The sequence below is a fragment of the Streptosporangium longisporum genome (assembly GCF_039534895.1).
In the GTDB taxonomy this organism is placed as follows: Bacteria; Actinomycetota; Actinomycetes; order Streptosporangiales; family Streptosporangiaceae; genus Streptosporangium; species Streptosporangium longisporum.
Genome location: NZ_BAAAWD010000017.1, coordinates 24,970 through 37,151, shown reverse-complemented (window position 1 = coordinate 37,151; position 12,182 = coordinate 24,970). Strand labels below are relative to the sequence as shown.

Annotated in this window: 8 protein-coding genes; all 8 read left to right on the top strand. The window is 74.9% G+C overall.

From position 1 onward, the window contains the following. Positions 1–121: 121 nt before the first annotated feature. Positions 122–856: a hypothetical protein gene (locus ABD832_RS31010; RefSeq protein WP_344902284.1), complete on the top strand. Its 735-nt coding sequence runs from the start codon at positions 122–124 to the stop codon at positions 854–856. Continuing rightward, a complete protein-coding gene (locus ABD832_RS31005; protein ID WP_344902281.1) occupies positions 850–2,148 on the top strand; it encodes a S8 family serine peptidase in 1,299 nt (432 codons plus the stop codon). The genes ABD832_RS31010 and ABD832_RS31005 overlap by 7 nt, the downstream gene beginning before the upstream one ends. Before the next feature lie 117 nt (positions 2,149–2,265). Further along, a complete protein-coding gene (locus ABD832_RS31000) occupies positions 2,266–3,258 on the top strand; it encodes a hypothetical protein (RefSeq protein WP_344902278.1) in 993 nt (330 codons plus the stop codon). Beyond that, positions 3,252–4,688: a S8 family serine peptidase gene (locus ABD832_RS30995; RefSeq protein ID WP_344902275.1), complete on the top strand. Its 1,437-nt coding sequence runs from the start codon at positions 3,252–3,254 to the stop codon at positions 4,686–4,688. The genes ABD832_RS31000 and ABD832_RS30995 overlap by 7 nt, the downstream gene beginning before the upstream one ends. 256 nt (positions 4,689–4,944) lie before the next feature. Further along, positions 4,945–5,169 carry a hypothetical protein gene (locus ABD832_RS30990; RefSeq protein WP_344902272.1) on the top strand — a complete coding sequence of 75 codons (225 nt, stop codon included), beginning with the start codon at positions 4,945–4,947 and terminating at the stop codon, positions 5,167–5,169. After that, positions 5,157–5,465 carry an MGMT family protein gene (locus tag ABD832_RS30985; protein WP_344902269.1) on the top strand — a complete coding sequence of 103 codons (309 nt, stop codon included), beginning with the start codon at positions 5,157–5,159 and terminating at the stop codon, positions 5,463–5,465. Before ABD832_RS30990 ends, ABD832_RS30985 begins: the two co-directional genes overlap by 13 nt. Positions 5,466–5,578: 113 nt before the next feature. Further along, entirely contained in the window at positions 5,579–8,482 is a 2,904-nt protein-coding gene (locus ABD832_RS30980) for a CDP-glycerol glycerophosphotransferase family protein (protein WP_344902266.1), read from the top strand. Between the two features lie 278 nt (positions 8,483–8,760). Beyond that, positions 8,761–12,180: a UvrD-helicase domain-containing protein gene (locus ABD832_RS30975; protein WP_344902263.1), complete on the top strand. Its 3,420-nt coding sequence runs from the start codon at positions 8,761–8,763 to the stop codon at positions 12,178–12,180. Positions 12,181–12,182 lie beyond the last annotated feature (2 nt).

Below are 12,182 nucleotides of genomic sequence, written 5' to 3'. Positions count from 1 at the left end.
CTCGCTCTCTTTCTAATATGGAAAGTACTTTCTCCTTTCCAAAACGTCAAGTACTTTTCATTTCGACGGATCAGGACGGAACGGAGGATGACACCAGCCTTGCCGCATTAAGGTCGAGAGCGTGAATGAAGTCCCACGTCAGCGGCGCCGTTCATGGCCGACGCTGCTCGTGGCCTCCGTGCTGACGCTGTTCTGCGCGGCCGTGGCCGGGGTGGCGACCAGCGCCGCCGGGGCGGAGCTCACCCGCGGCCCGACCCGGGCGGAGCTGGACCGGGCGGCCCTGGACGAGGTGGCCAGGCGCTGGCAGGCGTGGCCCGCGGGAAGGATCTTCCCCGCGACCGTCCGGTACGCCGCCGAGCAGGGCGGTGAGGAGCGGGCCCGCCGGGTGGGCATCTCCCCGGAGACCGGCTGTGACGGCGCGGTCGACGCCCGCCTGCGCGGCACCCTCCGGCGCGCGGGCTGCCTGGGCGTCCTGCGCGCCACCTACATCGACGCCCTCCAGGGGGTCGTCGTCACCGTGGGCGTCGCGGTCTTCAACGACGAGATCGGCGCCGCCCGGGTGAAGGCGGCGCTGCCCGCGAAGGGCCGCCCCTCGCCCGGCCTGAGGGCGCTGGCCTTCCCGGGCACCGTCACCGACCGCTTCGCCTCGGCCGTACGCCAGGCGAGCGTGGCCCGCCACGCCGGGCCGTACCTGGTGATGGCCACGGCGGGCCAGACCGACGGCCGTCCCGCCAAGGCGGTCGGCGAGCAGCGTCCCACCCTCTTCGCGTTCACCGGCGACATCGCCGACCACATCCTCTCCGGCCTGTCCACGCCCGCCCGCCCCGACTGCCTGTCCGCGGAGTGGCGGTGCTGAGCGCGCCACGGCCGCCCGCCGGGCCGGTGACGGCGGTGACGGCGACGGCGGCGACGGCGGCGATGACGGCCCTGGCGACGCTGGCCCTGGTGTCGGTGGCACCGGTACCGGCCGCGCGGGCCGACGACGTCCGGGACAGCCAGCGGCAGGTGCTGCGGACGCTCGGCCTGCCCGCGGCGTGGCGGATCTCCGAGGGCAGGGGCGTGACCGTGGCCGTGCTCGACTCCGGGGTGGACCGCTCCCACCGCGACCTGGCCGGCTCGGTCGTCGAGGGCAGGGACTTCACGACGGGGGCCAACCCGCCGTGGGTGAGCCCCCTGCGGCTGCACGGCACGTACATGGCCTCGCTCATCGCCGGTCACGGTCACGGTCCCGGCGGGGCCGACGGGGTGATCGGTGTCGCGCCGAAGGCGAAGGTGCTGTCGGTACGGGTCATCCTGGAGGACGAGGAGCCCGGCTTCCAGGAGTTCAACACCGCCCGGCGCTACGAGAACGTGGTGGCCAAGGGCATCCGGTACGCCGTGGACCACGGCGCCGACGTGATCAACATGTCGATCTCCAAGGACCTGGCGACCCGGCAGGAACGGTCGGCGATCCGCTACGCGATCTCCAAGGGGGTCGTGCTGGTCGCGGCCGCGGGCAACGAGGGCGCCGACGAGCCCGCCGACGGCGGCCACGCCCCCTACTCCTACCCGGCGGCCTTCCCCGGGGTGGTCTCGGTCGCGGCGGCCGACCGGGGGCTGCGCCGGGCCTCGTTCTCCAACCGCAACCCCTCGGTCCTGGTGGCCGCCCCCGGGGTGGACATCCTCGGTGCCGGTCCCGGCGACGAGTACTGGGTCGGCCGCGGCACCTCCCAGGCCACCGCCCTGGTCTCCGGCGTCGCCGCGCTCATCAAGAGCAAATACCCGAAGATGTCGCCCGGCCTGGTCGTGCAGGCGATCACCGCGGGGGTCATCCGGCGGCCCACCGGCGGTTACGACACCGGCATGGGGTTCGGGGTGGTCAACGCCGGCCGCGCCCTGGCCGCGGCGGCCAGGATCTCCGGGCACACCCTCACCGCCAGGGGGGCCGGGGGCCACGATCCCGCCCGCCCGCTGGGCCCACCGGCCGAGCCGGTGCGCGTCGTCCACCGCGACCGGGCCAGGATCACCCTCTACGGCGGCGTGGCGGTGGCGGCGGGTCTCGGCGCGGTCGTCTCCCTGGTCGCGATCGCGGTGTCCGTGGGTCGCAGGCGCTCGCCGAGGGCCCGGAGCGGGCCGGTGCGCGATCCGGTGGCGGTGCCGCGCGGCTGAGCGGGCGCGTGGCGCGCGGGCCGGGACCGGGAGCGGCGGGCGGAGCGGGTGGAGCGGGCGAGGTGAAAATAGCCCGTGCCGATAGGGCGCGGAGGCGCCGCGACGTAGCATCGGAGTATGTCGCAGCCAGGGCGGTCCCAGGAGCCGGAGCGGCGCCCGGGAGCCTCCGCCCCCCGCGCTCGCGGCGGCTGGCCGCCGTCCGGTTCCCGGGTGAGCGGTCCCGGGACGGGCCGTGCCGGCCGGGTGCCCGGGCGGAGCGCCGCCGGGCCGGGTGCGGGCGGCGGGCCGGGGGCCGGGGCCAGGCGGGCCCGGGTGCGGAGCTGGCCCGCGACACGCCGTGACCGCGCGGCGATCCAGCGCGCCGAGCTGGCCGACCTGGAACAGGGCATCCGCTTCCGTACGATCTTCCTGATCCTGATCGGCACGATCCTCGCCGTCGCCGGGACCAACGTGCTGACCGGCGCGGCGGGGCTGCTGCGCGAGACGAGCTCGCGCCCGCTGACCGCCGCCGAGCAGGCCCGCTACATCCGGGAGGACATCGCCGGCCGCTGGCGCACCTGGTCGGCGGACCTGGTCTTCCCCGTCGAGCTGGAGTACATCGGCCTGGGCCGGGTGCAGCAGTACGCCCGCAGGATCGGCCTGGCCCCCGAGGTCTCCTGCGCGGCCGGCACGGACGCGCCCGTCGGCTCGGTGCTGACCGAGTACGGCTGCCGCACGCTGCTGCGCGCCACCTACGCCGACCAGACGTCCACCTTCGTCTTCACCGTGGGCATCGCCGTGCTCGGCGACGAGGACCGCCGGATCGCCGCGTCCGGCCAGCTGGCCGTGGACGACCGGGTGGGGGTACGCCCGGTGGCCTTCCCGGGCACCGCGAGCGAGCTGTTCGGGGCCGCGCAGCGCCAGCGCAACGCCTGGACCGGGGTCGGCCCCTACCTCGTCTTCTCGGCCGCCGGTTACGCCGACGGCCGCACCCGCCAGGCGGTCGCCCCGGAGGAGATCCTGCACAGCGAGCTGTGGCCCGCCGCCCAGGCGGTCGCCGGACGCATCGCCCGCGCCCTCGGCGACGAGCCCAGCGCCGTGCCCCAGTGCACCCAGGGGAACGTGTGCTGAGGCCGTTCCGGCTCCGTGCCGCGGGAGCACGGGCCGCGCTCTGCGCGCTGACGGCGCTGGCCGTATCGATCACGGCACCGGCCGCGTCCCCGGCCACGGCGGCCTCCGCTTCCCAGGTCTCCGCCCTGCCGGGGCCCGTCCTTCCGGCCCGTGCCCTCGCCGGTCCCGCCTCCCCGGACGGCGTCTCGGCCTCCCCGGACGCCTCGGCCCCGCCGGACGAGGCCGCGAACGCGCGCAGGGACCAGCGCTGGGTGCTGGAGATGCTCGGCGTCGAGCAGGCGTGGAAGGTCACCCGGGGTGCGGGCGTCACCGTGGCGCTGGTGGACAGCGGGGTCGACGACCGGGTGGCCGAGTTGCGCGGGCGGGTGATCTCCGGTCCCGACATGGGATCGATCGAGTTCGACCGGAACCGGCCGGACGCCGGGCGGCACGGCACCGCCATGGCCTCGCTCATCGCCGGGTCCGGCAGGAACGGCACCCAGGGGGTGTTCGGGGCCGCGCCCGGGGCCCGGGTCCTCTCGCTGCCGCTGATCGTCGAGGAGCGGGCGGACGGCCGCTCCCCCCTGCGTGACGAGAACCTGGGCTCGAACGCGGGCAGCCCTCTGGCCCTCGCGATCCGCTACGCCGTCGACCACGGGGCCCAGGTCGTCAGCATGTCGCTGGGGGCCTACGGGCCGGAGCAGAGCGAGCGGGAGGCCGTGTCGTACGCGCTGTCCAAGGGCGTGGTGCTGGTCGCGGCCGTGGGCAACGACGGCGACTCCGCGTACACCCTGGAGAAGGGCACGTCCTTCTGGAACTTCCCGGCCGGCTACTCCGGGGTCATCGGCGTGGGCGCGGTGGACGAGCTGGGCAGGCCGGCGGAGTTCAGCAGCGACAACCTGTCGGTGCAGGTCGTGGCGCCGGGGGTCGGCGTCCCGGTGGTCCTGCCCGGCGGAGGGTACGGCTCGTCGGAGGGGACCAGCTCGGCGGCCGCCCTGGTGGCCGGGGTCGCCGCATTGATAAAAGCGAAATATCCCACGATCTCCCCGCACTTGGTGGCGCGAGCCCTCACCTCCTCGGCCACGGCCCGCCCCCGGGGCGGCTACGACGACCATCTCGGGTTCGGCGTGGTGAACGCCGCCGGGGCCCTGGCCGAGGCGGGCCGGCTGACGGCGGGCGCGGTGCGGGTGCCGCTCCCGGTGCCCGAGGGCATGCACTTCGGGGAGGGCCTGCCGTCCGCCGGGCCCAGCACGCCCGGCCCCGAGCCGGCACGGCTCTGGCTGTACGGGACGGGCCTCGCCGGGGGTCTGCTGGCGTTCGCCGGGGCCGTGGTGATGCTCAACCGGCGCCCCGGTCGCGACACCGGCGGGGGTGCCGGCCGGGACGTGGGCCGGGGCGCGTCCGGGGTCGTGGCGTCCGTGTGGAGACGGCGCCGGAGGTCGCGGACGTGAGCACCGTTCGACGTCGATTCGACTGCGTTTTGGACAACGTTCGGATGCGGTAGCCCGGATGTCTGAATTCCCGCCCCGGAATGTCGGCCGCGTTCGCTAGTCTCGCGCCCTATGGGGTACGAGTTGCGCGTGCAGCGCCCTGCGCCTCTCGCCTTCGCGGAGCTCGCGGCCGTGCTGGGGCAGGCGGGGTTCGAGTTCAGGGGGGACGCAGGAGGCGGGAGAGATCCTGGCCAGGCACGACGGGGTCGTCCACGTCGTGGCGGTCTGGAACGGCGGCCTGTCCGGGGCTCCGGGCTCCGACTGGCAGGTGGCCCAGCTGGCGCGCGTCTCCGCGCTCCTGGGGGCGCGGCTGGTCGGTGAGGACGGCGAGTCCTACGCGATCCGCGACGGCCTGGTCGAGCAGCTGAACGGCTCGACGGCCTACGAGTTCGGCACGCTCGACGAGATCCTCGCGGCCGGGCCGACCGTATGGAGCAGGTAGGCCACCCCACCCCGTACGCCGAGCGGGTGCTCGACCTGGTCGAGCGGATCCCGCCGGGCATGGTCATGTCCTACGGCGACATCGCCGAGTACCTGGGCGAGGGGGGCCCGCGCCAGGTCGGCAGGGTGATGTCCACCTGGGGCGGCGGGGTTCCCTGGTGGCGCGTGGTGCACGCGGACGGCACCGCCCCGCCCGGCCACGAGCGGCGCTGCCTGGAGAGCTGGGGGGCGGAGCGGACCCCGCTGCGGGGCGTGCGCGTGGACATGCGCGCGGCCAGATGGGACGGGAAGCCGTAGATCACGAAATCCTGTAAATCGCTCAGGCCCGTATTCCACGGCGTAACCGCCTCCGCCGGGGCGCACTACCATGGCCAAGGACAGCGCTCTGTCCGAAAGGCGGTGCTTTCCCCATGGCCACCGGTGCCACCCCCGTACGAGCCAGCGGCGATCCCGTCGTTGACCGGCTGCGGGCTGTCCAGGACCTCTGCGACCGGGGAGAGCCACTCGGCGCGGTCATGGACGCCGTCCTGGCCGGCGGGCTGAAACCGGAGGAACGCCGCCGCTTCGACGCCGACGTGCTGGCCGGACCGCTGGGCACCCGCCTGGACATCTCGACCAAGCGCGGCGCGGCCCGCCGCCGCGAGTTCGTCACGCTGGTGAAGCCGTACGTGACCGGCGTCGACCCGAAGGTCAAGCGCGAGCTGCCGGTCGCCCGCAGGATCGCCTTCCACCTGATCGAGCACCGTTCCGTGGACGAGCTCGCCGACGGCGACGCGCTGCAGAAGCTGGTGGCCGCCGCGGCCGAGCCGTCCAAGCGCGTCCGCAAGAACCTGCGCTGGTACGCCGACCTGCCGCTCCAGGACGAGCTGCCCGAGGCGCTGTACCGGCTGCGGGCCGCCGACCTGATCCCGATGACGCAGATCGAGGACCTGTCCTGGTCGGGTGGACGGCTGCGCGTCAGCGGGCACGCCTACCTGGCGGGCCTGTCGGTGCGCAGCCGCCGCTTCAACCGGGCGAGCGTGGTGCTGCGCGGCCCGCGCTGGCTGCCGCCGGTGCGGATGCGCACCCGCAGGGTCTTCCACCCCGAGGCCACCCACGGGGCCGAGGAGGCCGGCTGCAACTACGACTGGTCCGGCTTCGTCGCCGAGCTGAGCCCCTGGCCGCTGCGCTGGCGTTCGGCGGTGCGGGCCGTGGTGCGCGGCGGCAAGCGGATGCTGCGCCGCCGCGAGGCCGTGCAGGACACCACCACCTGGCGCGCCGAGATCGTGATCTGGAGCCGGGGTGCCCGCTCCGTCGGCCTGCTGCGCGGGCCCAGCACCGGCCGTACCGAGCGGCCCTCGGGCCTGGACCTCGGCAAGGGCTGGTGGATCCGCCCGGTCTGGACCTCCGACCGGGCGCTGCAGATCGTGCTCCAGCCCACCCGGGCCGAGCTGACCGGCGTGCGCCTGGAGGGCGAGCGCCTGGAGGTCGGCGTCTTCCTGCCGGGCAAGGAGGTGACCAGGGGCCAGGCCCGCCTGGACGGTCACCGGATCGCCGCGGACTTCACCCCCGTCGAGGGCGGCACCGCCGTCGTGGTGCCGCTCGCGGTCGACTCGCTGCTGCAGGAACGCGACGGCGGCCGGCTCTGGATCGAGCCCAAGGGCGATCCGGCGGCCTCCGTCATGATCGGCAAGGCGAAGGAGAGCCGCACGGTCGTCGGCGACCGGGAGATCACCGTCCTGCGCGACCGCCGTGACCGGGTGAGCGTCTCCGCCCACCGGATCCGGCCGGTCATCACCTCGGCCGTCTGGGACGAGGGGGGCGCGCTCACCCTGGAGGGCTCCTTCCCGGGCTCCGGCACGGCCGAGCTGACCCTCAAGCACCGTACCGGCCTGATCCACGCCGTCCCCCTGGAGCGCGACGGCTCCCGGTTCACGGTGCGGTTCACGCCCGCCGCGATGCCGAGGTTCGGCGACACGGCCCCGCTGGGCAGCGGCACCTGGAGCATGGCGGTCCGCACGGGGACGGGCAGGGGCCAGATCGTCCCGTTCCGCGTCGACCACGCCATCCTGGACGGGCTGGACGAGGAGCCGAAGATCCGTGACGGCCGCGAGTACCGGCTGATCTCCACCCGCTTCGACATCCCGGTGCTCTCCGTGGCCGAGCACCTGCCCGACGACGAGAAGGGCGCGGGCGGCCTGTACGCGCTGCGCCGGGGCTTCTACCCCGCCGAGCGGGCCCGCGAGCTCACCGGCGCGACCGTCTACGTCGCCTACGACGGGCGGCAGTACGAGGGCAACGTCCGCGCGATCTACGAGGAGCGGGTGCGGCGCGGTGACGGCGGCGAGCACATCTGGGTGGTCAAGGACGGCGCGTTCACGCCTCCCGGGCCCGCGGAGCTCGGGGCCGAGGGCCCCGCGCCGACCGTGGTGCGCGCGGGCAGCCGCGAGCACTACGCGGTGCTGGCCCGCTCGCGGTACGTGGTGACCAACGGCTTCCTGCCGCCGTGGTTCCGGGCACGCGACGACCAGACGGTCGTGCAGACCTGGCACGGCACCCCGCTCAAGCGGATGGGCAACGACCTGCCGCACATGTCCCGCGACCCGCGCCCGCCGGCCTGGCACCGGCAGGCCGCCGAGGTGCGCGGCTGGGACCTGCTGATCTCGCAGAGCCCCTGGGCGACCCCGGTGCTGCGCCGGGGCTTCGGCTACCAGGGGGAGGTCCTCGAGAGCGGCTACCCGCGCAACGACGTGCTGGTGGCCCCGGACCGCGAGGAGCTGGCGGCGCGGGTGCGGGAGCGGCTCGGTATCGCCGAGGGCGCCAGGGTGGTGCTCTACGCGCCGACCTACCGCGACTACGACCGCAGAAACGCCTCGGTCCGGCTGGACCTGGCCGAGGCGCGCCGGGCGCTCGGCCCCGGGCACGAGTTCCTGATCCGGGCGCACTCGATGCAGGCGGCGCCGAACGTGCCCGCCGGCCTCGGACGCGACGTCACGACGTATCCGGACGTCACGGACCTGCTGTTGATCGCGGACGTGCTGATCACGGACTACTCGTCGGTCATGGTGGACTTCGCCGCGACCGGCCGCCCGATGCTCTTCTTCACCTACGACCTGCAGCGCTACTCCTCCAAGCGGGGTCTGTACCTGGACCTGGCCGCCGAGGCGCCCGGACCGCTGCTGTCCACCTCGGCCGAGGTCGTCGGTGCCCTGGGCACGATCGACGAGGTGGCCGCCGCCCACGCCGAGCGCTACGAGCTCTTCCAGCGCACCTACGCGCCCCGCGACGACGGCAAGGCGACCGCGAGACTCGTGGACCACGTGTTCGTCTCCTGACCCGCCCGGCGGGCTCCCGGGCACCGTTTTCTCGAACGGATTCCCGGGAGCCTCCGCCTTCGGTGCCTTCCGGCGCTTCCGCCCAGGTCCGGGCGGTGCCTTGAGGGCCGCGCCGTCCCGCACCCGCCCGCCGTCCGCCACGCCCGGCGCGGAATCCGCCATGTCGTACCCCCGGACTCGGCACGATCATCGTCCGGGATCTGGTGGAATGGCGAGTTGTGAGTGGTCGGGACTGGCGGCTGGTACGTCGTGAGGATGCAGGGAGGGCTGTTGCCCCTGTGCTCGACGAGCACCAGCGGGCTGTGGTGGCGCACGGGGGAGGCCCGCTGCTCGTGCTCGCCGGGCCCGGTACGGGCAAGACCACCACGATCGTGGAGAGCGTGGTCGACCGGATCGAGCGCCGCGGCGCCGACCCCGAGCGGGTGATCGTCCTCACCTTCAGCCGCAAGGCCGCCGAGGAGCTGCGCGAGCGCATCACCGCCCGGCTGCGGCGCACCACCCGCACCCCGCTGGCCCTCACCTTCCACAGCTACGCCTACGCCCTGCTCCGCCGCGAGGCCCTGCTCGCCGGGCAGGTGCCGCCGCGCCTGCTTACCGGCCCCGAGCAGCTGCTGGAGATCCGCCGCCTGCTGCACGGCGAGCTGGAGGACGGCGCCGTGCACTGGCCGCAGGACATGCACGAGGCCCTCAAGACCCGGGGCTTCGCCGGGGAGCTGCGCGACTTCCTGGCCCGTGCCGCCGAACGCGGCCTCGACGGGCCCGAGCTGGTCGAGCTGGGCCGCCGCCACGGCCGCCCCGACTGGGTGGCCGCAGGCAGGTTCGCCGGCCGCTACCAGGCCAGGTTCGACCTCGACGTCGAGCCGGTGCTCGACTACGCCGAGCTGATCCGCGCCGCCGGTGCGCTGCTCTCCGACCCCGACACCCGGGCCCGCGAGCGGTCCGCGTACGACGCCGTCTTCGTCGACGAGTACCAGGACACCGACCCGGCGCAGGAGTTCCTGCTCCAGCAGCTCGCCGGGGAGGGGCGCGACCTGGTCGTGGTCGGCGACCCGGACCAGTCGATCTACGGGTTCCGCGGCGCCGACGTGCGGGGGATCATGAACTTCCCCGACCGTTTCCGCGACGCCGCCGGGGCCAAGGCGCCCGTCGTCGCGCTGCGCGTCTGCCGCCGCAGCGGCGCCGAGCTGCTCCGGGCCACCCGCCGGGTCACCTCCCGGCTGCCCGCGACCCCGGGCGGAGCCGCCCACCGCGACCTGCGCGCGCTGCCGGACGCCGTTCCCGGCGACGTGAAGGTGCTGGTGGCCGACGGCACCCCCCAGGAGGCGGCGATCGTGGCCGACACGCTCCGCCGGGCGCACCTGCTGGACGGCGTCCCCTGGTCGCGGATGGCGGTGCTGGTGCGTTCCGCGACCCGCCAGGTGCCGCTGCTGCGCCGCGCGCTGGTCACCGCGGGGGTGCCGGTCATGGTCACCGGCGGGGAGGTGCCGCCGTTCCAGGAGCCGGGGGTCCGGCCGCTGATCAGGCTGATCCAGGTGGCGCTGCACCCGGAGAACCTGGACGAGGGGATGGCCGAGGAGCTGCTGACCGGCGCGCTCGGCGGCACCGACATGATCGGCGTACGCCGGCTGCGCCGCGCCCTGCGGGTCGCCGAGCACGAGGCGCTGGCCCACCCCGGAGGCGTACCGGCAGACGGGCCCGAGGGGGCCGAGGGGGCCGAGGGGGCCGAGGGGGACACGGCCGGCAGGGACGGCACCGGACCGGCCGGCGGGTCCACGGACGACTCCACGGACGGGGCCGGGGGCGATTCCACGGACGGGGCCGGGGACGAGGCCGAAGGCGGTTCCGGCGACGGGATCGAGGCCGGCGACGCCGGGACCGCGGCGCGGGGGACGTCGGATGGGGACGGGCCCGCGGAGGGAACGGCGGACGGCGCGGAAGGGGCGGACGGCCTGGCGGACCTGCCCGTCGAGCGGGAGGCCACCGGGCCGCGCTCCTCGGGCGAGCTGCTGGTCGCGGCCCTGAAGGACGCGCGGGAGCTGGTGCGGGTCGAGCCGCACGTGGCCGCGCCCGCCGAGCGGGTGGCCGGGCTGATCTCCGCCGCCACCGAGGCCGTACGACGCGGCGGTACCGCGGAGGACGTGCTGTGGGCCGTCTGGCAGGCCACCGGGCTCGCCTCCCGGTGGACCGAGACCAGCCTGCGGGGCGGCGTCAGGGGCGCCATGGCCGACCGCGACCTGGACGCCGTGGTGGCGCTCTTCGACCAGGCCGCCCGGTTCGTCGACCGGCTCCCGCACGCCGGGGTGGACGTGTTCGTCGAGGACCTGGTCGCGCAGGAGATCCCCGGGGACTCCCTGGCCGAACGGGCCCCCGACGGCGACACGGTCCGCATCATGACCGCGCACCGCGCCAAGGGCCTGGAGTGGGACGTGGTGGTCGTGGCCGGGGTGCAGGAGGGCGCCTGGCCGGACCTGCGGCTGCGCGGGTCCATGCTGAGCACCGACGACATGGTCGCCAGGGCCGAGGGCTCCGAGCACGAGAACCCGGCGGCCGTCCGCGCCGCGCTCGCCTCCCAGCTGCTCGCCGAGGAGCGCCGGCTGTTCTACGTGGCCGCGACCCGGGCGAGGAGGCGGCTCGTCGTCACCGCGGTGGGCGGCGACGACACCGAGGAGCGGCCCTCGCGCTTCCTGACCGAGCTGGTGCCCGGCTCGGCCGAGGAGAGCGGCATGGACGAGCGCTCGCGCTGGCTGAGCATGTCCGCGCTCGTGGCCGACCTGCGGTCGGCGGTCGCCGACTCCACCCGGCCGGAACCGCTGCGCAGGTCCGCCGCCGCGCACCTGGCCAGGCTCGCCGTCGCCGGGGTGCCCGGCGCCCACCCCAACGACTGGTACGCCCTGACGCCCCTGTCCGACGACCGCCCGCTGAGCTGGCCCGACGACATCGTGCGCGTCTCGCCCTCGGCGGTGGAGAGCTTCAGCAAGTGCGGCCTGCGCTGGCTGCTGGAGACCTCGGTCGGCGCGGGCGGCACCGACGTGGCCCGCGGCCTGGGCACGGTCGTGCACGCGCTGGCCGTGCTCGCCGCGACCGGCATGCCCACCGAGGAGACCCTCGGCAAGCGACTGGACGACGTCTGGCACGAGCTCGACTTCGGCGGCGTCTGGTACAACCGCAAGCAGCGCAGGGTCGCCGAGGAGATGATCTCCAAGTTCGTCCGCTGGCACCAGGAGAACCCCCGCGAGCTGGTCGGCCTGGAGGAGGCGTTCACGGCCACGGTCTCCGAAGGGGTGCAGATCAAGGGGCGGGTCGACCGGGTCGAGCGCGACGGCGAGGGCCGGGCGGTGATCATCGACATCAAGACCGGGAAGAACGGCCCCAGGGACGCCGACCTGGAGCGCCACCCCCAGCTCGGGGTCTACCAGCTCGCCGCGCTGCTGGGAGCCTTCCAGCGGCACGGCATGACCGAACCGGGCGGTGCCGCCCTGGTCCAGGTGGGCGACGCCGCGGGCAAGAAGGGCGCCAAGGAGCAGGCGCAGCCGCCCCTGTCGGAGGACTCCGACCCCGGCTGGGCACGCGACATGGTCGACACCGTCGCGACCGGCATGTCGGGGCCGTTCTTCCAGGCGAAGGTCAACGACGGCTGCCGTACCTGCGCCGTACGGTCGAGCTGCCCGGTCAGCAAGAACGGGGACCAGGTGTGCTGAGG